A 21,650-nucleotide genomic window follows, 5' to 3' on the forward strand; every position below is an offset into this window, starting at 1 on the left:
CGCAGCGGAGGTGAACGATGGATTGGCGTAGCCTGATGTTCCTGGCGCTGTTCGTCTGGGCCTGGGAGGCGCGAGCCGCTGCCCCCGATCCGGTCGCTTCGGTGATGTGGGACTACTACCACCAGCGCTTGTTGAGCGGCGAGCCCTTCGTCTTCGACGAACAGGTGCGCCTCGAAGTGCCGCCTTTCGCCGAAGACGCGCGCCAGGTGCCGATCCAGATCGACGCCAGCGCTTATCGTGGCAAGGTCAAACGCATTCTCGCCTGGGCTGAGCTCAACCCCATCCCGCGTATCGTCGATTTCACCCCCAGCGCCGCGCTGGAGCCGACCCTGGCCATTCGCATCCGGGTCGAGCAGGCCACGCCGATTCGCGCGGCGGTGCTGACCGACGATGGCGTCTGGCATATCGGCTCGGCACGGGTGGAGGCTGCGGGTGGTGGCTGCACGGCGCCCAGCGTGGTGCGTGCCGAAGCCGGCTGGCAGGAGCGCCTGGGCCAGGTGCTGGGCAAGCGCTTCGTGCGCGGCGAGGACAGCCGCCTGCGCCTGCAGGTGTCCCACCCGATGGATAACGGCCTGATCGGTGGCATTCCCGAGTTCTATATCGAACGGGCCGAACTGCGTGATCCGGACGGCCAGGTGCTGGGGCGCCTGGAGCTGTTCCCGGCGGTCAGCGAGAACCCGACGCTGACCTTCGACCTGCACGGCGACCGCCACGCCGAACTGTGGTTGCGCGACAACAACGGCAACGAATTCCAGGCCGAGTTCTGAGGGCATGCGCATTCGCCGCGGGGCGCGGCTCCCACAGGATGTAGCAGCACTCGCCTTGTCTGTAGGAGCCCCGCCCCGGGGCGAATCTCGATTTCGAGGAGAAGAGCATGCGCTGGATACTATTTCTGCTGGCTCTCGGTAGCGGCTTGGCTCAGGCGCTCGACTACCAGCTGCAACCCCGGCAGATCGCCGAGGGGGTCTGGCTGGTGGAAGGCAGCACCGACAATTTCGCCCCGGACAACGGCGGCAATATCGTCAATGTCGGCTTTATCGAAACCGCTGAGGGTGTGGTGGTGATCGACACCGGGCCGTCGCGCCGCTACGGCGAGGCGCTGCGCCAGAGCATCGAGCACGTCACCGGCAAACCGGTGCTGCGCGTGCTGCTGACTCATCATCACCCGGATCACGTGCTGGGCAACCAGGCGTTTGCCGGCGTGCCCATCGCCGCGCTGCCAGGTACCGCGAAGCTTTTGGCCGAGCAGGGCGACGCCATGGCGGAAAACATGTATCGCCTGGTAGGCGACTGGATGCGCGGCACCGAGGTGGTATTGCCCACCGAAGAGGTACAGGAAGGCACGTTGGAAATCGGCGGCCGGCGCCTGCAACTGCTGGCGCTACGCGGCCATACCGGCGCCGACCTGGCGATCCTCGACGAGCGTACGGGCGTGTTGTTTGCTGGTGACATCCTTTTCTACCAGCGCGCGCTGACCACGCCGAACACGCCTGGGCTGGATGTCTGGCTGGCCGATCTGGATCGGCTGCAAGCGTTGCCCTGGAAGCAGATCGTGCCCGGCCACGGCCCGCTGGCCACAGATGCAGCGCCCTTTGCGCAAATGCGCGACTACCTGGGCTGGCTCGATGGCCTGATGCGCGAGGGCGCGGAGCAGGGCGCCGAGATGAACGAACTGATCCGCGCGCCGATCCCTGAGCGCTTCGCTCAGGTGAATCTGAGCCGCTATGAGCTGATCCGCAGCGTCAGCCACCTCTACCCGCGCTATGAGCGCCAGGCGATGAGTCGGGTGGATCACGCCGAGTGACGAAGTGTGTTGTCGCCTGGCTTCTGTGGGAGGGGCTCTAGCGGCGAATCGCGGCTAAAGCCCCTCCCACGTTAGCGCCTAGGGCGCCCCGATCCACCCTACGCGGCCAGCGCTCCGGTTCGCTTGCACACTGAACTGAAATCTGACCCGGCCACTCTCAAGGAGGCGGCTCTACCTGGCTTGCGACAAGCGGGCAGGCCATTTGACGAAAAATTGACCTGCACCCGAGTAGGGTGGACTTTTCACAACCGAGGTAGCTGTCGATGGCCATGCCCCCTGTAACCGCTTCTGCTGTAGCGCTGATGCTGGCGATGATGTCCTCGCCAGCCGTGCATTCGAAGACGGATTCACCTTCTCCCCGCGTCTACGGATGGGTGGAGGAAGGGCTGCTGCTGCCTGAAAAGGCTGCGCTGAAGATCAAGCTGGATACCGGTGCGCTTACCTCGTCGATGGATGCGAAAGACCTCGAACGCTTCGAGAAGGACGGTGAGCACTGGGTGCGTTTCAATGTGGAAGTGAAAGACAGCAAGAGCGCAAAGACGGTGAGCATCCCCTTCGAGCGGCGCGTCGAAAGAAACGTCAAGGTCAGGGGCGCTGGCGGCGAAGAGAGACGCCCGGTGGTCAAGCTGAAGATGTGCATCGGCGACCGTATCTACAACGAAGAATTCTCGCTGAAGAACCGCGGCAAGATGATCTATCCGGTGCTGATCGGGCGGCGCACCCTGGAGCACCTGGGGGCCGTGGATGTGTCTCGGACGTTCACCGTCGAGCCCAAGTGCAATGGCGATTCGAGCGGCAAGCAGGCGAACAAGTCCTGAGGGCCGCCGAGGTCATGCGCAAAACGTCGACAGGTTAGAGCCTGAACCCCTCGACGATATGCTCGGCCAGGCATTCCGTCACCGGCGATTGGCTGCCCTCCCGACGCAGCAGCACGATGCTGGTCAATGGCAGTAGCGGCAGGCCCTCAGCTTCGCCAAGGATGTGCAGATCCGGGGTGATCAGGCTCTGTAGTTGCGCGGTCACTGCCAATCCTGCGCGCACTATGGCGAAGATTGCCGACAGGCTGGGGCTGGTGTAGGCGATGCGGTAGGGGCGGCTCATCGCATCCAGCGCGTTGCACGCCCACTCGCGACAGAAACAGTCGGCGTTGAACATCGCCAGCGGCATGGGCGTCTGCTCGTGCGGGGCGAAGCCTTGCGCCACTGCCCAGACGAAGCGCTCCTGGCGCAGCAGTTGACCGATCTCCTTGCCCGGCTGGCGGGTGACGATGGTCAGGTCGAGATCCTGTCGTTGCAGCAATTGCCCGGAGGGTTCGCAGTGCACCTCGACCTGCACCAGCGGGTAGGCCTGGGCAAAGCGCGAGAGAATTTCCGGCAGAAAACGCATCACGTAATCATCCGGCGTGCCGATGCGCACGGCACCGACCATGTGCGGCTCACGCAGGGTATTGAGCACCTCGCCATGCAACTTGAGGATGCGCCGGGCGTAACCCAGCAGCACCTGACCTTCCGGCGTCAGTCGAACCTGGCGGCCGTCGCGCTCGAACAAGGGGCGCTGCACCACGTCATCTTCCAGCCGTTTCATCTGCATGCTGATTGCCGATTGGGTGCGGTTCACAGCATCGGCCGCGCGGGTGAAGCCGCCCGTATCGGCGATGGCGACGAAGCTGCGCAGCAATTCGGTATCGATGCTGGGGTGATAGGCCATTCATCAACTCTCAAGATGGATTGCATAAGAAACATTCGTTGGATTGATCATAAGCCTGGCCTGAGACTGGTGCCAACCCCACAGGGAGGACACCGAGATGAAAAGTCAGAAAGGGTATGCGATGGCTCAGGCCATCCCGTCCGGGCGCTTGCCGAGTGTGGCCGGTATCTGGCGCGTGCTGCGCCGCTGGCAGCAACTGGCGCGTGAACGCCGCCAGTTGGCCGCGCTGGATATGGCGGCGCTGAAGGATCTGGGGCTGACCCGTGCCGACGTGATGCAGGAAAGTGAGCGGCCATTCTGGGATGATCCGCTGCGCAAATGAATGACGGAGTGATGCAATGACTGCTGTACGCAAGGGTGCCGATCTGTTCCTGTTCCAGCTGATGCTGCTGCTCTGTGCCATCTGGGGCAGCCAGCAGGTGGCGATCAAGCTGGCGGCGCCGGATGTTGCGCCCATGCTGCAGGTGGCCCTGCGTTCGGGTATCGCCGCCGTGTTGGTCGGCCTGCTGTTGCTCTGGCAGCGCGGCTGGCAGGGCTGGATCGGCTGCACCTGGCGCGCGGGCGTGCTGGCCGGTGTGCTGTTCGCTCTGGAGTTTTTCTTCATCGCCCTCGGCCTGCGCCATACCTCGGCTTCGCACATGGCGGTGTTTCTCTATACCGCGCCGATCTTCTCGGCGCTGGGCCTGCACCTGCTGCTACCTAGCGAGCGTCTGCGCCGCCTGCAGTGGCTGGGTATCGCGCTGTGCTTCGGTGGTGTGGTGATGGCCTTCGGTGTCGGCGGCAACTGGGCCGATATCGACGGCGGTATCCTGCTCGGTGATGCGCTGGGACTCTGTGCGGGCATGGCCTGGGGCGCCACTACCGTGGTGGTGCGTGGTTCGCGCTTGTCCGAAGCACCCGCCGGGTTGACCCTCTTTTACCAACTGGCCGTGGCGTTCGTCCTGTTACTCGGTTATGCCCTGGCGGTGGTCGATCTCGACCAGGTGCGCTGGAGCCCGCTCGCCATTGGTAGCATCGTGCTGCAGGGCGTGGTGGTATCGTTCTTCACCTACCTGGCCTGGTTCTGGCTGCTGCGCCGCTACCTGGCCTCGAACATGGCGGTGTTTTCCTTCATGACGCCTCTTTTCGGGGTGACCTTCGGCGTGCTGGTGCTGGACGAGCCGCTGACGCTGAACTTCATCATCGGCGCGGCGCTGGTGCTCAGCGGCATTACATTGGTCAGCAGCGAAGCCTGGCTGCGTCGACGCCTGGCCGGCTGGCGTGGCGTGCCGCAGCAACCCTGATCCGCAAGGAGGCTGGAAATTGTCCACTTATCACTTGGCCCAACTGAACATCGCCTTGATGAAAGCGCCGTTGGAGTCGCCGGAGATGGCCGATTTCGTCGCTAATCTGGAGCGTATCAATGCTTTGGCCGAAGTCTCGCCCGGCTATATCTGGCGCCTGCAGGACGAAGCGGGCGATGCCACGGCGATCCGCCCCTTTGGTGACGATGTTCTGGTCAACATGTCGGTCTGGCAGGACGTGCAGTCGCTCAGTGACTACGTCTACAAGTCGGCGCATGCCGAAATGCTCAAGCGCCGCCGCGAATGGTTCGCGCGCGTCGAGCAGGCGCATCAGGTGCTGTGGTGGGTGCCGGTCGGGCATCGGCCTAGCGTGGTCGAGGCTGCCGAGCGCTTGGCTTATCTGCGCGAACATGGCGCGACGGCGCAGGCCTTTACCTTTCGCCATGCGTTTGCGGCACCGGCTTGATAGGCTGAGCCGCCATGACAGACTCACTTTCCCTCGCCGAAGCCCGCCGCCTGGCCCTGGCAGCCCAGGGCTTCGGTCGTGTGCCGCGTGGTGCCATCGCCCACAAGCACTTGCAGGCGCAGATCGAACGCCTCGGCGTGCTGCAGATCGATTCGGTCAATGCTCTGGTGCGTTCGCACTACCTGCCGGCGTTCTCCCGCCTTGGTCATTACCAGGCCGAGCATCTCGACGAGCTGGCCTGGGGCCGCGCGCGGCGCAGGCGACTGTTCGAATACTGGGGACACGAGGCTTCCTTGCTGCCATTGGAGCTCTATCCGCTGTTGCGCTGGCGCATGCGTCGGGCGGCGGCTGGGCAGGGGATCTACAGCCAGTTGGCGAAGTTCGGCGTGGAGCGGCGCGACGTGATCGAGGCCGTGCTGCAGGCCGTGCGCGAGCGCGGCGCGTTGGGTGCTGGCAGCCTCAGCAGCCGTACCGAGAAGGCTGGGCCCTGGTGGGACTGGAGCGCGGAGAAAACGGCGCTGGAATGGCTGTTCGCCGCAGGCGAAGTCACCGTTGCCGGCCGCCGCGGTTTTGAGCGGCTTTACGATCTGCCAGAGCGGGTCATTCCGGGCGAGCTGCTCAATCATCGCGAGCTGGATGAAGACGAAGCGCAGCGGTGCCTGCTACTGCGTTCGGCCGATGCCCTTGGCGTGGCCACCGAAAAGGATCTGCGCGACTACTACCGACTCGATGCCGGCGACAGCAAGCAGCGTATCGCCGAGCTGGTGGAGGCGGGTGAGTTGCTACCGGTCGCGGTGCAGGGCTGGCGACAGACGGCCTACTGCCGCGGCGAGCCGCGCATCCCCAGGCGCGTGCGTCACAGCGCGTTGCTGTCCCCCTTCGATTCGCTGATCTGGGAGCGCGAACGTACCGAGCGGCTGTTCGGCTTCCGCTATCGTCTGGAGATCTACACTCCGCAGGCCAAGCGCGTGTATGGCTACTACGTGTTGCCGTTTCTGCACTACGAACGCTTGCTGGCGCGGGTGGATCTGCGCAGCGAGCGCGCGGCTAGGCGCCTGGCGGTGCATGCCGTGCATCTGGAGGAGGCTGTGCTGAGTGAGGAGGCGCATCAGGCGCTGAGCGATTCGTTGCAGGCGCTGGCACAGTGGTTGGGGCTGGATGAGGTGTGGCTGGCGCCTGGCGTCAGTCTGCGCGGGCTGCTGGGCTAGCCACCGTTCTCCAAGAGAAATTTCAGTTCTTCCAAGCGCTGGATATTCAGCTCCATGGGACAGGTGTAGTACATCGGTGAGCCGACATGCTTGCCCTGTAGATCGCACTGGCCGTTTCGGTAAATCAGCCAGGCCTTTTGTGTCGCTTCCAGTTGCTCGGCATCCCTTGGGGTGCTTTCCTGCAGTTTCAGAAAAAGCTGCTGGTAGACACGGTTCATTTCCTTTTTTACCGCTTCGGACACGCCTTCGGCGCAACTGGCGACGCTGGAGTTGTTGATCATCCCGTTGGCGTCCATGCAGGTCTGGTACTGTTCATCGTAATCACCCCAGACTCCGAGCGGCAGGAGCGTGAGCGATAGCAGGCCGTTACGCAGTATCGACATGGCAGTTTCTCAAAAAGATAGGGGCTGCGACACAGCCCCTGAGCGTATTCCTTACTTACCCGCCAGACGATTGCGCATATTGTTGGCGCGTTCGGTGGAGCCCGGGTGCGAGTCGAACATGCTGCTCTCGCCGCCGCTGAGCTTGGCCAGTTTCTCGAATGCGGTTACCAGGCCTTCGCGGGGGATGTTGCGTTGGGTCAGCAGGTCGAAGGAGAAATTATCGGCCGCGCTTTCCTGGCTTTGCGAGAACTGCGCGTTGACCAGTTGCTCGCCCAGTGCGCCGAACTGCGAGGCAGAGAGCGCGGCGACGGTGCCGTTGCCCGAGGCCGCTGCGGCGTTGCGCGCGGCGGATGTGGCGTAGGCAGTCTGCATGGCTTTCTTGGTGTGGCCGAGGGCAACGTGCCCCATCTCGTGACCCAACACGCCTTCGACTTCGTTGTCGTTCATTGCGTCCATCAAGCCGCTGTAGACGCGTACGCAACCGTTGGCCATGGCCCAGGCATTGACCTCGTCATTGAGGTAGACCTTGTAGTTGACCAGCGTGCCGTTGACCTGATTGCCAAGGTTGGCGGCGATCTTGTTCAGGCGCTTGCCGTAAGAGGTGTCCGGGCCGGCGATGGAGTTGGAGGCGTCCATTTCCGCGCAGGCCTTGTCGGACATGCTTTTGACTTCGGCATCGCTGAGGGTTGCGGCCTGCACGGCCATCAGGCCGGATTGCATCATGGCGTCGGGGGACATGTTCTGGCAGCCGCTCAGCAGTACGGCGCTGGAGAGGGCGAAGGCGGAGAGGGTGGTGCGCAGTTGCATGATTCATCATCCTTGTTGGAAGTGTCGGCCGCGAGTCCTTTCCGGCTGGGTAGCGTCGTTTGCACCGGTCGGTGCTCGCGTTGGGGCGGCATTATGCCGGATACCGCACACGAGAAGTGCGAGCTGGTTCGCGCCCTGGCCAGTGGCCAGGGCGCAAGGGGTCAGTGCCGTACCTGCTTCAGCGTCTCGGCGATCATGAAGGCCAGTTCCAGGGATTGGTCGGCGTTCATGCGCGGGTCGCAGTGGGTGTGGTAGCGGTCGGAGAGGCCGTCCTCGGTGATCGGGCGCGAGCCACCGATGCACTCGGTAACGTTCTGCCCGGTCATCTCGATATGAATGCCGCCGGCATAAGTGCCTTCGGCCTGATGCACGGCGAAGAATTGCCGAACCTCAGCGAGGATCTGCGCGAAATCGCGGGTTTTGTAGCCGCTGCTGGCCTTGATGGTATTGCCGTGCATGGGGTCGGAGCTCCACAGCACCTGGCGGCCTTCTTCCTTGACCTTGCGCAGCAGGCGCGGGAAGTGTGCTTCGACCTTGTCCGCGCCCATGCGCACGATCAGGTTCAGGCGGCCCGGGGCATTGTCTGGATTGAGCGCGTCGATCAGGCGGATCAGCTCGTCCGGATCCATGCTCGGGCCGACCTTGACGCCGATGGGGTTCTCGATGCCACGCATGAACTCGACATGGGCACCGTCCAGCTGACGGGTGCGGTCGCCGATCCACAGCATATGCGCGGAACAGTCGTACCAGCGGCCAGTGAGGCTGTCACGACGGACGAAGGCTTCCTCGTAATTGAGCAGCAGCGCTTCGTGTGCGGTGAAGAAGCTGGTTTCCCGCAGTTGCGGTGCGCTGTCCATGCCTACGGCACGCATGAAGGCCAGGGTTTCGTCGATACGGCCGGCGAGCTGCTGGTATTTCTCGGCCAGCGCCGAATTGGCGATGAAGTCGAGGTTCCACTGGTGCACCTGGTGCAGGTCGGCGAAGCCGCCCTGGGCGAAGGCGCGCAGCAGGTTGAGGCTGGCGGTGGCCTGGTGATAGGCCTGCATCAGGCGCTCGGGATCGGGGACGCGACTGGCGACGTCGAAACCGATGCCGTTGACGATGTCGCCACGGTAGGCGGGAAGGGTGATGCCATCGATGGTTTCGCTGCCGGACGAGCGCGGCTTGGCGAACTGGCCAGCCATGCGCCCGACCTTGACCACCGGGCAGCCGGCGGCGAAGGTCATGACGATGGCCATCTGCAGCAGCACCTTGAAAGTGTCGCGGATCTTCGCGGCGGAAAACTCGGCGAAGCTCTCGGCGCAGTCGCCGCCCTGCAGCAGGAAGGCGCGGCCCTGGGTGACCTCGGCGAACTGGCGACGCAGCTCGCGCGCCTCGCCGGCGAACACCAGCGGCGGGTAGCCGGCGAGGGTCTGTTCGACGCGCGCCAGGTGCGCGGCATCAGGGTATTCGGGCTGCTGCTGAATGGGCTTGGCCCTCCAGCTTTCGGGACTCCAGGCGTGCGACATGGTGCATCTCTAGCGGCGATTGAGGCGGTGCGCATGGTAACCGATAAGCCCGCAGGATCGCCGCGCAATTATCGCGTGACCGCGTGGGGCGCATCGCCGACAATCGGCGCGGTTGCCGGGCCGCAGGGCTGAGGCGTGAGGAGCAGGAGCAAGGACATGCCGGGGTTACCGCCGAGCGAAGAAATGCAGAAGCTGGACGAAGTCCTGCTTGCCGAAGTGCGCGATGCCTTCGGTGTGATCCGCGTGGCGCAGATTGGCGCCTATCGTTTTCTCGAATTCGGCGAGTGCATCGAGCAGAGCTGCGTATTTCCCGCCGATCCCAGCTGGCTGGAGTACGACTACACGCGCGCCATGCTGCTCGGTGCCCTGGCGCATGAAAAACCGGAAACCGCCCTGTTTCTCGGCTTGGGCGCCGGCAACCTGACCCAGGCCTGCCTGAAGTTCCTGCCGTTGGAAGATGTCGAGGCCATCGAGCTGCGCCCGGATGTACCGCGCCTGGCCATGGAGTTTCTCGGTCTCGACGATGACCCTCGGCTGACCATTCGTATCGGCGATGCCATCGAACTGCTGCCCAGTGCGGAAACCGCCGATCTGATCTTCCTCGACCTCTACACCGACCAGGGGCCGGGTGTCGGCCACCTGGCCTGGAATTTTCTCGAGCAGTGCCAGGCCAAGCTCAACCCCGGTGGCTGGCTGATCATCAACCAGTGGGCGGCCAATGATGGCAAGCCGCTGGGCGCGGCGCTGCTGCGTGGCCTGTTTCACCGCCATTACTGGGAATGCCCGGTGAAGGAGGGCAACGTGATCATGCTGATTCCTGCGAATCTTGAGCAGGAACTGGACTTCGCCTTGCTGCAGGCGCGTGCGGGCGAGTTGGCTGCGCAACTGGGCTATTCGCTGCAACCATTGATCGAGTCGTTGCGGCCAGCCAGCTAGGGGCTGCAGCGAGCGAAAAACCTGTCCCCCAGGGCGAAAAATCCTGTATGATCCGCGCCCGGCCAAAACGGCCTCGTCACTATCACGAAGCCTGGCTTCGTTGTCGGTTCGCTGCGGCGAACTACTCTTGACGTTTCATCCATCGTTTTCGCAAATGCCCGTCTATCGGCTGCCAGGGTGACCCACAAGGTCCTACATGGCACGTGCAGCCTTTGTTCCTGGGTCTTTGCGGATGCACTGAGGCAGACCCATGACCCAGGAAATCGGCGGCTTCGCCGCACTCGGACTTCACCCCAATATTCTCGCCGCTCTGACCGCTGTTGGTTACGAAGAGCCGTCGCCCATTCAGTCGCAGGCCATTCCGGTGATCCTCGCCGGCCACGACATGATCGGCCAGGCCCAGACCGGTACCGGCAAGACCGCTGCATTCGCGTTGCCGATCCTGTCGAAGATCGACCCGGCCAAGCGTGAGCCGCAGGCACTGATTCTCGCCCCGACTCGCGAGCTCGCTCTGCAGGTTGCCACCGCTTTCGAAACCTACTCCAAGCAGATGCCTGGCCTGAGTGTGGTCGCGGTGTACGGTGGCGCGCCGATGGGCCCGCAGCTCAAAGCCATTCGCCAGGGCGCACAGGTTATCGTCGCTACCCCGGGCCGTTTGGTCGACCACCTGCGTCGCGACGAGAAAGTGCTGTCGACCATCCAGTATCTGGTGCTCGACGAAGCCGACGAAATGCTCAAGCTGGGCTTCATGGACGATCTGGAGATCATCTTCGAAGCCATGCCGGAAAGCCGCCAGAGCGTGCTGTTCTCCGCCACGCTGCCGCATTCGATCCGTGCCATCGCCGAGAAGCACCTGCGTGAGCCGCAGCACATCAAGATCGCTGCCAAGACCCAGACCGTCTCGCGCATCGAGCAGGCGCATCTGATGATCCACGCCGATCAGAAGATCAATGCCGTGACTCGTCTGCTGGAAGTGGAAGAGTTCGACGCGCTGATCGCTTTCGTGCGCACCAAGCAGGCCACCCTGGATCTGGCCGCTGCGCTGGAAGCCAAGGGCTACAAGGCTGCCGCGCTGAACGGCGACATCGCGCAGAACCAGCGCGAGCGCGTGATCGACTCACTCAAGGACGGCCGTCTGGATATCGTCGTCGCCACTGACGTGGCCGCTCGTGGTATCGACGTACCGCGCATCACTCACGTATTCAACGTCGACATGCCGTACGACCCGGAGTCCTACGTTCACCGTATCGGCCGTACCGGTCGTGCCGGCCGTGAAGGCCGTGCGCTGCTGCTGGTGACGCCGCGTGAGCGCCGCATGCTGCAGGTGATCGAGCGCGTGACCGGGCAGAAGGTCGGTGAGGTCAAACTGCCGAACGCCCAGCAGGTGCTTGATGCACGCATCAAGAAACTGACCAGCAGCCTGGCGCCGCTGGTGGCCGATGCCGAAGCCAGCCATGGCGATCTGCTCGACCGCCTGACCGCTGACATCGGTTGCAGCCCGCGTGCCCTGGCCGCTGCGCTGTTGAAGAAGGCCACCAATGGCCAGGCGCTCGATCTGGCTACCGTGGAGCGTGAGCAGCCGCTGGTGCCGGGTGTTGGCGGTGCGCCGCGTGAGCGCCGTGAGCGTGATGGTGATCGTGGCGGCGAGCGTGGTGGTGAGCGCGGCGAATACCGCGAGCGTCGTGCGCCGCTGCCGCTGACCGAAGGTCGCGTGCGTTGCCGTACTGCGCTGGGTACGCGTGATGGCATCGCCGCGAAGAACCTGCTTGGCGCCATCCTCAACGAGGGTGGCCTGGCGCGAGAAGCCATTGGCCGCATCCAGATTCGCGAGACCTTCAGCCTGGTCGAGTTGCCGGAAGATGGTCTGGATCGTCTGCTCGGCAAGCTCAAGGACACCCGCGTCGCCGGCAAGGCACTGAAGCTGCGTCGCTATCGCGAGGATTGATCCGTAGCCCGGCCGAGCCGGGCCAACTGATCTGAAACGCCGCGTCCGGTTAGCCGGGCGCGGCGTTTTTCATGGTGCAGACGCTCACTGCGTTTCGCCGAGCGTCGCCCTGGGGGCAAGTCGGTCGAACACCTCGGGCGTCAGCGCCGCTTCGCCGGCATCGTCGAGCACTTGGCGCGGATGTTCGCTGCCGGGAATGCTGCTGTCGAGCATGGCAAGCAGTTGCGCGCCGCGTGACGTCAGGACGAAGTTCTCGCCATTGCCGCCCTCGTTTTCCGGGCGTGGCGCGATGAAGTCACCGCTCAGCAGGCTGGCTTCATAACGCGTGGCCTCGGCACGAAAGTGATCCAGGTCGTCGACAGGGTCACCCACGCGCTGCAGTTCGTCAGCCAACTCCTCGGCATAGTGGCGGGGAGCGAATGGCTTGCCGGCAGAATGTTGCGCCTCGCGCAGCAGGCGCTCGATCAGATCCCAGTGATAGTGCATGTCGGTTTCTCCGCAAGGAAGGGCTTACCGATTCCGACTACATGGAGGTGACCTGGGTTCGACCTGAATTGATGCGCCTTCAACCGAAGCTGTAGATGTCCATGCCCAGCGAGCCGTAGGTGAAGCCGCTGTGCTCGATGTTGAAGGCACCACCGGCGCCTCGGGCGAAGAACAGCGGCAGCAGGTGCTCGTCGCTTGGGTGGTTACGCACCGCATAGGGCGCGAGCTGACGGTAGTGGTGCAGGGCCTGACCATCGTCGGCGGCCAGATGCTCGACCATCCATTGGCGGAATTCGCCGGCCCAGGCGGTGGCCATGTCCGGGCGGGCGTGCCAATCCAGTTCGCGCAGGTTATGGGTGATGCTGCCAGAGCCGATCAGCAACACGCCACGCGCACGCAATTCGGTCAGGGCGCGGCCGACGCGCGTCTGCAGTTCCGGGCCCTGGCGGGTGGGCAGCGACAGTTGCACGAGCGGAATCGTGGCGTCAGGGTACATCAATGACATGGGCACCCAGGCGCCATGGTCGAAGGGCCGCTGTGGATCTACGTCAGCCGCGAGCCCGGCGCGGGCGAGCAGGGCGACGATCTCCTCGGCCAGTTGCGGCTCACCCGGCGCAGGGTATTGCACGGCATAGAGTTCGGGTGGGAAGCCATAGAAGTCGTGCCAGGTGGCAGGGGTTGCCGAGCCGGTAAGCTGCAGTCGATCACTTTCCCAGTGGGCGGAAACCACCACGACCGCCCGAGGGCGGGGCAGGCGAGCCGACAGTTGTGCCAGCGCAGGGCCGCTGGCCCCGGGATCGAGGGCTAGCATGGGAGAACCGTGGGAAATGAACAGTGATGGCAGCATGAGTACCTCCATGAACGAGCCACCATTTTCGTCGGGTAACCTATCGATGAATAACGCATATTCTGCGCCATAACTATCGAAGATTTGGATGTCTAGCGAGAGCTGTCGCCGAAGGCTGTTTCGATATTGATCCCCAGGCTGAGTACGCCGAGGAAGTGGCCGTCGAGCGGGTCGTGAATCGGCGCTGACACCTTGCTCTGGAAGCTTTGCGTGGAGCCATCGTATTCGATGTCGCCAATATGGATCTCGCCTGGCCGCAGGCGTTTGGCCTGTTGGTAGTCGTCCTCATCGGCCTGCCAGTAGTCGCTGGTGATCTCGCTGATGGCGACCAGTTGACCCGAGCGGTCACTGAGGAACAGTTCATTGAATAACGGATGGTATTGCTCGGCGACATTCATCAGCAGGCGCGACGGCGGTGCCTGAAGCAGGCTGCGGATCAGTGGTTTTTCCTCCAGCAGGCGCTCGCGCAGCCATTGCCGATCCAGCTCCTGAATCCGGGCATCACTGGTGTTACGTGCGTCGGCTTTGCGCAATGCGTTCAGTAGATCGTCATGGTAGGCCCAGCGACGCAGATGCTGGGCCGTCAGTTGGCGCAGATAATCGGCTTCTTCTTCGGTCAGCTTGCTGCCGCGTGGGGCGCAGGGTTCCACCTGGCGGTTGAAGGCGTTGAGAAAGTCCGGGTGGAGTTCGAGAAAATCATGGGAGAAGTACACGCCGAGCGGTGAATAGCGTACGAAGCGCTGCTGCAGCGCTTGTGCCAAGGGCTGCTGGGGCAGGGCGCTGCGCATGGCATTTTCGTCGGCCAGGAACAGGTCGATGCGCTCGCGCTGGAGCAGCTCGATCAGTTGTTCTAGGCGTGCCACCTTTTGCACGACATTGATCCCGCGCGCCTCCAGCCAGGTAAGGCTGTTGCTGCCCAGTACAGCGCCAATGCGCAGATTGCGATCCCAGATCGGCCGATTGAGCACCCGTGCATCCAGCGCGTACCAGTACCATTTCTCCGCCAGCAGTGGCGCCGAAAGTCGGGCGTAGCCGTCCACGCGGTTGTCAGGGGCGGAACTGAAGAAACCGTCGGCGATATGACGGCTGACGTTCTGCCGGGCGCGGCTCAGTGAGGTGAGTTGAATGCGATAAGGTTGTTGCAGATGGTCGAAAATACATTCCAGTACTCGGATCGACTGGCCACCCAGCTCGCCATCGACTGAGACCTGATAAGGCTCATCGAGGCTGGTATCGAGACGAACGGGCGATTTTTCCTCGGCATGCACGGCTGGGAGCGTGAGCAATAACAGCAACGTCAAACAGCGGGCATGGCGTGCAGGCATGATGGCACTTCGCGGCGTTGGGCAGTGAATTTCAGTTTAGGTGAGGGGCAAAGACATGCACGAAGCTTTCTGGCAGGAGCGCTGGACGCGGGATCAGATCGGTTTTCATCAGGATCAGGTTAACGCCTATCTGCTGCGGCACTGGTCGAGGTTGCAGTTGCCTCGAAGCAGTCAGGTATTGGTGCCGTTGTGCGGCAAGAGCCTGGATCTGGCCTGGCTCGCCGGGCAGGGGCATGCGGTGCTGGGAGTCGAACTGGCGGAGAAGGCGGTACAGGCCTTCTTCGAAGAACATGGCCTGCAGCCACAGGTGAACGAACACGGTACGTTTCGCATCTACAGCGCGGGGTCGCTGGCGCTCTGGTGCGGCGATTTCTTCGCACTCACGGCAGAGGATGTTGCAGGCTGCAAGGCGTTCTATGACCGTGCGGCACTGATTGCGCTGCCTGTGGCGATGCGGGAGCGTTATGCCGAGCACCTGCAAAGCATTCTGCCGGGCGACTGCCAGGGGCTGCTGGTGACGCTGGACTACGATCAGGCGCGTATGGATGGCCCGCCGTTCTCGGTCAGTGATGCCGAAGTTCGCGAGCGGTTTGCCCAGGCCTGGCAGATCGATGAGTTGCAGCGAGAGGATGTGTTGGCGGGTAACTGGAAATTCATCCGTCACGACCTCAAGGCGCTGGATGAGGCGACCTATCACCTGCGGCGAGCATCCTAGCCAAACGAAAAGGGCGACCCGAGGGTCGCCCTTTGCTTGTCTACGGTTATCAGCCGCGACGACGCAGCGCCTCGATGCGTTCTTCCAGCGGCGGGTGGCTCATCAGCAGGCCGGCCAGGCCGTTCTTCAGGCCACCATTGATGCCGAAGGCGGTCAGGCTGTCCGGCATCTGTACCGGCACGCCCTGTTCGGCGCGCAGGCGCTGCAGAGCGGCGATCATCGCACCAGTACCGGCCAGTTGGGCGCCGGCTTCGTCGGCCTTGAACTCGCGTTTGCGCGAGAACCACATGACGATGATGCTGGCCAGGATGCCCAGTACCAGCTCGGCGAAGATGGTCGCGACGAAGTAGCCGATGCCGTGGCCTTCCTCGTTCTTCAGGATCGCCTTGTCGACGAAGTTGCCGAAGATGCGCGCGAAGAACATCACGAAGGTGTTCACGACGCCCTGGATCAGAGCCAGAGTCACCATGTCGCCATTGGCTACGTGGCCGATCTCGTGGGCCAGCACTGCGCGCACTTCATCCGGGGAGAAGCGCTCCAGCAGGCCCTGGCTGACGGCGACCAGTGCGTCGTTCTTGTTCCAGCCGGTGGCGAAGGCGTTGGACTCGTAGGCCGGGAAGATACCGACTTCCGGCATCTTGATACCGGCTTCGCGGGACAGCTCCTCGACGGTCTGCAGCAACCACTGTTCGTGGCGGGTACGCGGCTGGGTGATGATCTGCGTGCCGGTGCTCATCTTCGCCATCCACTTGGACAGGAACAGCGACACCAGCGAGCCGGCGAAACCGAACACGGCGCAGAAGATCAGCAAGCTGCCATGGTTCTGGCCGGTAAACCGATCGACCCCCAGCAGTTTGAGGGTGATGCTGGCGATGATCAGCACCGCCAGGTTGGTGGCCAGGAACAACATAATGCGCATCATGGTGTGAACGGACTCCTCACGGGAAAGACGTACGAGTAATGCCGGCTATATAAGGGCGCGCCCATGGGGCTTTCAACCAGCGACTATTTCAAACTATGTCGCTTGGCTGCGCCGCTTGGCTTTCGAACAGTAGACGGGTCAGGCGGGCAATGCGTTCCCCATGTTGGCGCGCCAGTGCTTCACGCAGCTGGAAGGCCAGGGTGGCGTGCACGCGACGTACACTGGGCGGCAGGGGTTCCCCTTCGGGAAGTGCGTGGGGCACGCTGCGCGACAGGCGCAGAAAGCCCTTCTCGCTGAGCACGGCCTGATCCAGCGCGTCGTAGGCGATGGTCGACTCGAAGCGCAGATAGCCTTCCTCGGCCAGCCACAATAACGCGCCCAGGCACGCCTGGTGACGTTTGCTGGGCAGGCCGAACTCGTCCGGCTCCTCGCGCCCGATCAGGTCTTCCACGTACAGCGCCATCTTGCGCGGAAAGGCCTGGTAGAGCATGAGCAGGCCGCTGGCCGCGTCCTTGTAGAAGTCGTCTATCTGCAGGTCCATGTCGGCTTACTGGCTGTAGCCCTTGAGGAAGTTGCCGATGCGACCGATGGCCTGCTCCAGGTCGTCGACGCGGGGCAGGGTGACCACGCGGAAGTGATCCGGCCACGGCCAGTTGAAGGCCGTGCCCTGGACGATCAGCAGCTTCTCGGAGAGCAGCAGATCGAGCACGAACTTCTCATCGTTGTGGATCGGGCAGACCTTCGGGTCGATCTTCGGGAAGGCGTAGAGCGCGCCCATGGGCTTGACGCAACTGACGCCGGGGATGTCGTTGAGCAGTTCCCAGGTGCGGTTGCGCTGTTCCAGCAGACGGCCGTTGGGCAGTACCAGGTCGTTGATGCTCTGGTAACCGCCCAGCGCGGTCTGAATCGCGTGCTGGCTCGGCACGTTGGCGCACAGGCGCATGTTGGCCAGGATGTCCAGACCCTCGATATAGCTCTGCGCCTTGTGCTTGGGCCCGGAAATGGCCACCCAGCCGGAGCGGAAGCCGGCCACGCGGTAGCTCTTGGACAGGCCGTTGAAGGTCAGGCAGAGCACGTCCGGAGCCAGCGAGGCGGTGCTGATGTGCACGGCTTCGTCGTAGAGGATCTTGTCGTAGATCTCGTCGGAAAAGACCACCAGGTTGTGCTGGCGGGCCAGCTCGACGATGTCCTGCAGCACTTCGCGCGAGTACACCGCGCCGGTGGGGTTGTTCGGGTTGATCAGCACCAGCGCCTTGGTATTCGGCGTGATCTTGGCGCGCATGTCGGCGATATCGGGGAACCAGCCGGCCTGCTCGTCGCACAGGTAATGCACTGGCTTGCCGCCGGACAGTGCCACGGCAGCCGTCCACAGCGGGTAGTCGGGTGCGGGGATGAGCACCTCGTCACCGTTGTTGAGCAGCGCCTGCATGGCCATGACGATTAGCTCGGACACGCCGTTGCCGAGGTAGATGTCCTCGATGCCGACGCCTTCGACCTGCTTCTGCTGGTAATACTGCATCACCGCCTTGCGCGCGCTGAACAGGCCTTTGGAGTCGCTGTAGCCTTGAGCGGTGGGCAGGTTGCGGATGACGTCCTGAAGGATCTCTTCCGGTGCCTCGAAACCGAACGGCGCCGGGTTGCCGATGTTCAGCTTGAGGATGCGATGGCCTTCCTCTTCCAGACGCTTGGCGTGCTTGAGCACCGGCCCACGAATGTCGTAGCAGACGTTGGCGAGCTTGTTCGATTTGCTGACCTGCATGTGAGAAATCCCGATCGATGGAGAACCCGCTGACGCACGCCGCAAAAGTATCGACTGAGCGAACCTTGGCAGCCTGTAATACGGGTGACAGACTGGGCTCGAATCATACGTGTCAGCCTGGGTGCGGCAAAGGTGCCGGCCCGGCTTTTTTCAGTGGTTGTGCGGTCGGTTGTGGGCGGAGCGGTCATCTCTGCAGCGCGCCGCGCCTAACTACCGTCTGGTTTTCGATGAGGAGGCATGCAGTCCGTGGACAAGCTCGATAAACCCCTGGATTCCTGGCGCGAGGAACTCTCGCAGGAACAGTTCCATGTCTGCCGCTTAGGCGGTACGGAACGCCCGTTCAGTGGCGAATATCACGACAGCAAGGTGCCTGGTGTCTATCACTGCGCCTGCTGCGGCGAGGCGCTGTTCGATTCCGATAGCAAGTACGACTCCGGCAGCGGCTGGCCGAGCTATTTCCAGCCAATCAGTGAGGGCGTGATTCGTGAGCTGGATGACTTCAGCCATGGTATGCATCGGATTGAGGTCAAGTGCGCCAAGTGCGACGCGCACCTGGGGCATGTCTTTCCCGATGGGCCGAGGCCGACGGGGATGCGCTACTGCATCAACTCCGTGTCGCTGAAGCTGGTGCCGCGCGAGTGAGGGCGCACGGGCCGCCTGATCTGACGGCCCGGCAGGTGGTCAACGGCGCTCGGGCTGGCTCTGGCGGTTTTGTTCGAGTGCCTGGCAGGCGTGCTGGATCATCTCTTCGGTGATCGGCACTTCGCGCCCCTGCGCATCGATGATAAAACCGCCCACCGGTAGCGGCTGCTGGCGGGGCGTGTTCGGTTTGGCAGTGTCGTGCAAGCTCATGGCCTGTCTCCTCATCGGTCTACTCTGCGCGCAGTCTAGAGGCGCTGGATGAACGCGCGGTGACAACGCCGGTACGGAAAACCGTCACGTCGGTCATCGCGTAGGGATACAAGCAGGCGGCGTGCCAGCCGTCTTCGTCGAGGAATGCATGTCGCGTTTTCATATAGGTCTGATCATCAACCCACTCGCTGGCCTGGGCGGCCCCGCTGCGCTCAAGGGTAGCGATGGCATGGCCGAGCAGGCACTGGCGCTGGGTGTCGAGCCGAAAGCGGCCGAGCGCACGCGTACAGCGCTACAGCCCTTGCAGGCGCTGCAGGAGCGTGTCGAGTTCATCAGTTATCCCGGCGCCATGGGCGGTGATCTGTTGGCGCAGATGGGTTTTTCCCATCGATTGCTGGGGGATGTGGCGCAAGGCGCTACCACGGCCGAGGATACGCGGCGTGCCGTCGTTCAACTGCAGGAGGCCGGTGTCGCACTGATTCTGTTCGCCGGCGGCGACGGCACGGCGCGCGATGTCTGCGCCGCCGTGCGAGAAGGGCAGCCAGTGCTGGGCATTCCGGCCGGCGTGAAGATCCAGTCCGGGGTCTACGCCATCAGCCCGCGCGCGGCGGGTGAACTGACCGCGCGCCTGGTCGAGGGTGGTCTGGTGCGTCTGGCCAGCGGTGAGGTGCGTGATATCGACGAGGCCGCTCTGCGCGACGGTCGCGTCACGGCGCGCTGGTATGGCGAGCTGTGCGTGCCGCAGGAGGGCGGTTACGTGCAGGCGGTCAAGCAGGGCGGCGTGGAGTCGGAAGAATTGGTGCTGGCGGATCTGGCGGCCTGGCTGGAAAGCGAGTGGGAACCGGGTACGCGCTACGTGTTCGGCCCAGGCTCGACCCTGCATGGCCTGGCGCAGAACCTGGGGCTGGACACCACGCTGCTGGGCGTCGATGTGATCGAAGAGGGGCAGGTGATCGCCCGCGATGTCGCCGAAGCCGAGTTGTTCGCATTGGTCGACGGGCATCCGAGTTACCTGCTGGTCACTGCCATCGGCGGCCAGGGTCATATCATCGGCCGTGGCAATCAGCAGATCAGCCCACGCGTGCTGCGCGCCGTCGGCCTGGAGCGCCTGCGGGTGGTCGCCACCAAGCGCAAGCTGGGGACGCTGGACGGGCGGCCGCTGCTGGTCGACAGCGGTGACGTGAGCCTGGATGATGCCTTCCCGGATGCGGTAAAGGTCTGGGCGGGCTACAAGGAAGAATTGCTTTATCCCCTAAGTCGATAGGAGGTCGCGATGCGGATCATCGTCGCTACGCTGCTGGGCCTGCTGGCATTTGCCGCGCAGGCCATCGAGGCGGACAAGCTGGTGCTGGATGCGCGCAAGCAGGTCGGGGTGACCCTGAGCTATGACCCCGTCTATCGCCGCCTGAGCTACCCCGGCGGCGACGTGCCGCAGACCACCGGTGTATGCACTGACGTGGTGATCCGCGCGCTGCGCCAGCAGGGCCTGGATCTGCAGGAGGCGGTGCATCGCGACATGCGCGCCCACTTCGCCCTTTACCCGAAGCACTGGGGGCTGAGCCGCCCGGACAGCAATATCGACCACCGTCGCGTGCTCAATCTGATGACCTGGTTCAAGCGCCAGGGCTGGTCGCAGCCTGTCAGTCGGGAGGTTTCGGCCTATCGCGCGGGTGATATCGTCACCTGGGATCTGGGGCGCGGTCTGACCCATATCGGTATCGTCAGTGATCGCCAGTCGCCCGCTGGCGTTCCGCTGATATTGCACAACATCGGGCGCGGTACGCAGGAGGAGGACATCCTCTTCGCTTATTCCATCACCGGACATTACCGCCCGCTTGCTCAGCAGATGGAGGCCGCGCGTGACTGATCCATTACCACCTGGGCTCGCGGCTGGCGAGCGCGTCGTGTTGTTCGACGGCGTCTGCAAGCTGTGCAATGGCTGGGCGAAGTTCCTGATTCGTCATGATGCGCAGCGTCAGTTCCGCCTGGCCTCGGTGCAGTCGCCGCAAGGGCAGGCATTGCTGGCCTGGTATGGCCTTCCGACCGATCATTTCGACACCATGGCGCTGATCGATGAGGCGGGCCTGCATGTGCGCTCCACCGCCTTGCTGCGTATCCTGGCCCGTTTGCCCCAGCCTTGGCGGGTGTTGGCCTGGCTGCGCCTGATACCGCGCCCGCTGCGTGATTGGTGTTATGACCGCATCGCGCTGAATCGCTATCGCTTGTTCGGTCGCCACGCGGTCTGCCTGTTGCCCACTGCCGATCACGCCGAGCGTTTTCTGCATGACTGATGCGCGCCTGCTGCGCATCGCCTGGCTCGCCCGCCTGGCGCTGGCGGCGGTGTTCATCTGGCATGGCCTGGTGCCGAAGATTCTCTGGCTGAGCCCGGATGAGGTGGCGATGATCGCGGCCCACGGCTTGCCGGATCATCCTCTGTTCGCGCCGCCATTGATCGCGGCCGTCGGTGGCGCCGCCGAAGTTCTCCTGGGTGTCGCGCTGCTGGCGATGTGGCGACAGCGTTGGCCGTTGCTGCTGGCCGGCGCAGTATTGCTGGCGCTGCTGCTTGATGTCGTGCTGCTGAGTCCCCATCTGTTGATCCAGGCGTTCAACCCGCTTTCGACCAACCTGGCTGCGCTGGCGCTCTGCGCGGTGGCCTGGTTGGCCGAGGCGCCCTCCGCAGCAGACTCCTGAGGCCTG

At 63.5% G+C, this 21,650-nt stretch carries 26 protein-coding genes; 15 read left to right on the forward strand and 11 right to left on the reverse strand.

Going from position 1 to position 21,650, the window contains the following annotated elements; all coding sequences use genetic code 11:
• The first annotated feature begins 17 nt into the window (after positions 1-17).
• The 3 genes from ACODS1_RS19280 to rloA3 all read left to right on the forward strand — a co-directional run bounded on the left by ACODS1_RS19280 (position 18) and on the right by rloA3 (position 2,622).
• A complete protein-coding gene (locus tag ACODS1_RS19280; RefSeq protein WP_489086931.1) occupies positions 18-767 on the forward strand; it encodes a quinoprotein dehydrogenase-associated SoxYZ-like carrier in 750 nt (249 codons plus the stop codon).
• A 107-nt stretch (positions 768-874) separates the two neighbouring features.
• A complete protein-coding gene (locus tag ACODS1_RS19285) occupies positions 875-1,804 on the forward strand; it encodes a quinoprotein relay system zinc metallohydrolase 1 (RefSeq protein ID WP_489086932.1) in 930 nt (309 codons plus the stop codon).
• A gap of 263 nt (positions 1,805-2,067) precedes the next feature.
• Positions 2,068-2,622, forward strand: a complete 555-nt coding sequence (rloA3, locus tag ACODS1_RS19290) for a retropepsin-like aspartic peptidase RloA3 (RefSeq protein WP_322978003.1) — start codon at positions 2,068-2,070, stop codon at positions 2,620-2,622.
• 34 nt (positions 2,623-2,656) lie between these two features.
• Here the strand turns inward: rloA3 and ACODS1_RS19295 are convergent, their stop codons facing one another.
• Positions 2,657-3,511 carry a LysR substrate-binding domain-containing protein gene (locus ACODS1_RS19295; protein ID WP_322978002.1) on the reverse strand — a complete coding sequence of 285 codons (855 nt, stop codon included), beginning with the start codon at positions 3,509-3,511 and terminating at the stop codon, positions 2,657-2,659.
• Positions 3,512-3,608: 97 nt separating this feature from the next.
• On the opposite strand from ACODS1_RS19295, the gene ACODS1_RS19300 reads away from it, so the two are divergent.
• The 4 genes from ACODS1_RS19300 to ACODS1_RS19315 are packed head-to-tail and all read left to right on the forward strand — an operon-like array spanning position 3,609 to position 6,468.
• A complete protein-coding gene (locus tag ACODS1_RS19300; RefSeq protein WP_322978001.1) occupies positions 3,609-3,833 on the forward strand; it encodes a DUF1127 domain-containing protein in 225 nt (74 codons plus the stop codon).
• A gap of 16 nt (positions 3,834-3,849) precedes the next feature.
• Positions 3,850-4,794 carry a DMT family transporter gene (locus ACODS1_RS19305; protein ID WP_489086933.1) on the forward strand — a complete coding sequence of 315 codons (945 nt, stop codon included), beginning with the start codon at positions 3,850-3,852 and terminating at the stop codon, positions 4,792-4,794.
• A 19-nt stretch (positions 4,795-4,813) separates the two neighbouring features.
• Positions 4,814-5,260, forward strand: a complete 447-nt coding sequence (locus tag ACODS1_RS19310) for a DUF3291 domain-containing protein (protein ID WP_489086934.1) — start codon at positions 4,814-4,816, stop codon at positions 5,258-5,260.
• Positions 5,261-5,274: 14 nt separating this feature from the next.
• Entirely contained in the window at positions 5,275-6,468 is a 1,194-nt protein-coding gene (locus ACODS1_RS19315; protein ID WP_489086935.1) for a winged helix-turn-helix domain-containing protein, read from the forward strand.
• Here the strand turns inward: ACODS1_RS19315 and ACODS1_RS19320 are convergent.
• The 3 genes from ACODS1_RS19320 to ACODS1_RS19330 form a co-directional block, all read right to left on the reverse strand.
• A complete protein-coding gene (locus tag ACODS1_RS19320; RefSeq protein WP_489086936.1) occupies positions 6,465-6,851 on the reverse strand; it encodes a lysozyme inhibitor LprI family protein in 387 nt (128 codons plus the stop codon). The genes ACODS1_RS19315 and ACODS1_RS19320 overlap by 4 nt on opposite strands.
• Before the next feature lie 51 nt (positions 6,852-6,902).
• A complete protein-coding gene (loiP, locus tag ACODS1_RS19325) occupies positions 6,903-7,658 on the reverse strand; it encodes a metalloprotease LoiP (RefSeq protein WP_489086937.1) in 756 nt (251 codons plus the stop codon).
• Between the two features lie 161 nt (positions 7,659-7,819).
• The gene (locus ACODS1_RS19330; protein ID WP_489086938.1) at positions 7,820-9,166 is read right to left on the reverse strand and encodes a class II 3-deoxy-7-phosphoheptulonate synthase; all 1,347 of its coding nucleotides are present in this window, start codon (positions 9,164-9,166) and stop codon (positions 7,820-7,822) included.
• A 156-nt stretch (positions 9,167-9,322) separates the two neighbouring features.
• Here ACODS1_RS19330 and ACODS1_RS19335 point away from each other — a divergent pair, with 156 nt between their 5' ends.
• Together ACODS1_RS19335 and ACODS1_RS19340 are read left to right on the forward strand one after the other, a co-directional pair.
• Positions 9,323-10,102 (forward strand): spermidine synthase, encoded by a 780-nt coding sequence (locus tag ACODS1_RS19335; RefSeq protein WP_489086939.1) that lies wholly within the window; start codon positions 9,323-9,325, stop codon positions 10,100-10,102.
• 250 nt (positions 10,103-10,352) lie between these two features.
• Positions 10,353-12,047, forward strand: a complete 1,695-nt coding sequence (locus ACODS1_RS19340; protein ID WP_489086940.1) for a DEAD/DEAH box helicase — start codon at positions 10,353-10,355, stop codon at positions 12,045-12,047.
• A gap of 84 nt (positions 12,048-12,131) precedes the next feature.
• Here ACODS1_RS19340 and ACODS1_RS19345 read toward each other — a convergent pair whose 3' ends face one another.
• The 3 genes from ACODS1_RS19345 to ACODS1_RS19355 all read right to left on the reverse strand — a co-directional run bounded on the left by ACODS1_RS19345 (position 12,132) and on the right by ACODS1_RS19355 (position 14,705).
• Positions 12,132-12,533: a transcriptional regulator gene (locus ACODS1_RS19345; protein WP_489086941.1), complete on the reverse strand. Its 402-nt coding sequence runs from the start codon at positions 12,531-12,533 to the stop codon at positions 12,132-12,134.
• A 79-nt stretch (positions 12,534-12,612) separates the two neighbouring features.
• Entirely contained in the window at positions 12,613-13,380 is a 768-nt protein-coding gene (locus tag ACODS1_RS19350; protein ID WP_489086942.1) for a DODA-type extradiol aromatic ring-opening family dioxygenase, read from the reverse strand.
• A 92-nt stretch (positions 13,381-13,472) separates the two neighbouring features.
• On the reverse strand, positions 13,473-14,705 hold the full coding sequence (locus ACODS1_RS19355) for a transporter substrate-binding domain-containing protein (RefSeq protein ID WP_489086943.1): 1,233 nt from the start codon (positions 14,703-14,705) through the stop codon (positions 13,473-13,475).
• Between the two features lie 55 nt (positions 14,706-14,760).
• On the opposite strand from ACODS1_RS19355, the gene ACODS1_RS19360 reads away from it, so the two are divergent.
• On the forward strand, positions 14,761-15,420 hold the full coding sequence (locus ACODS1_RS19360) for a thiopurine S-methyltransferase (RefSeq protein WP_489086944.1): 660 nt from the start codon (positions 14,761-14,763) through the stop codon (positions 15,418-15,420).
• Between the two features lie 49 nt (positions 15,421-15,469).
• Here the strand turns inward: ACODS1_RS19360 and htpX are convergent, their stop codons facing one another.
• From htpX to ACODS1_RS19375, 3 genes are all read right to left on the reverse strand, one after another.
• Entirely contained in the window at positions 15,470-16,342 is an 873-nt protein-coding gene (gene htpX / locus ACODS1_RS19365) for a protease HtpX (RefSeq protein ID WP_322977985.1), read from the reverse strand.
• A gap of 88 nt (positions 16,343-16,430) precedes the next feature.
• Positions 16,431-16,883 (reverse strand): hypothetical protein, encoded by a 453-nt coding sequence (locus tag ACODS1_RS19370; RefSeq protein ID WP_322977984.1) that lies wholly within the window; start codon positions 16,881-16,883, stop codon positions 16,431-16,433.
• 6 nt (positions 16,884-16,889) lie between these two features.
• Positions 16,890-18,101 carry a pyridoxal phosphate-dependent aminotransferase gene (locus tag ACODS1_RS19375; RefSeq protein WP_489086945.1) on the reverse strand — a complete coding sequence of 404 codons (1,212 nt, stop codon included), beginning with the start codon at positions 18,099-18,101 and terminating at the stop codon, positions 16,890-16,892.
• Positions 18,102-18,347: 246 nt separating this feature from the next.
• Between ACODS1_RS19375 and msrB the strand changes: the two genes are divergently transcribed.
• On the forward strand, positions 18,348-18,743 hold the full coding sequence (gene msrB / locus ACODS1_RS19380; RefSeq protein ID WP_322977982.1) for a peptide-methionine (R)-S-oxide reductase MsrB: 396 nt from the start codon (positions 18,348-18,350) through the stop codon (positions 18,741-18,743).
• 39 nt (positions 18,744-18,782) lie between these two features.
• Here the strand turns inward: msrB and ACODS1_RS19385 are convergent, their stop codons facing one another.
• Positions 18,783-18,953, reverse strand: coding sequence for a PA1571 family protein (locus ACODS1_RS19385; protein ID WP_489086946.1), 171 nt, complete (start codon positions 18,951-18,953; stop codon positions 18,783-18,785).
• Between the two features lie 148 nt (positions 18,954-19,101).
• Between ACODS1_RS19385 and ACODS1_RS19390 the strand changes: the two genes are divergently transcribed.
• The 4 genes from ACODS1_RS19390 to ACODS1_RS19405 are packed head-to-tail and all read left to right on the forward strand — an operon-like array spanning position 19,102 to position 21,644.
• Complete coding sequence (locus ACODS1_RS19390) at positions 19,102-20,217, forward strand: ATP-NAD kinase family protein (RefSeq protein WP_489086947.1); 1,116 nt, start codon at positions 19,102-19,104, stop codon at positions 20,215-20,217.
• A gap of 9 nt (positions 20,218-20,226) precedes the next feature.
• Positions 20,227-20,820, forward strand: coding sequence for a DUF1287 domain-containing protein (locus tag ACODS1_RS19395; protein ID WP_489086948.1), 594 nt, complete (start codon positions 20,227-20,229; stop codon positions 20,818-20,820).
• Positions 20,813-21,244 (forward strand): thiol-disulfide oxidoreductase DCC family protein, encoded by a 432-nt coding sequence (locus ACODS1_RS19400; RefSeq protein ID WP_489086949.1) that lies wholly within the window; start codon positions 20,813-20,815, stop codon positions 21,242-21,244. The genes ACODS1_RS19395 and ACODS1_RS19400 overlap by 8 nt, the downstream gene beginning before the upstream one ends.
• Entirely contained in the window at positions 21,237-21,644 is a 408-nt protein-coding gene (locus ACODS1_RS19405) for a DoxX-like family protein (protein WP_489086950.1), read from the forward strand. The genes ACODS1_RS19400 and ACODS1_RS19405 overlap by 8 nt, the downstream gene beginning before the upstream one ends.
• The last annotated feature ends 6 nt before the right edge of the window (positions 21,645-21,650 follow it).

Source organism: Pseudomonas sp. FG29, from assembly GCF_057809355.1.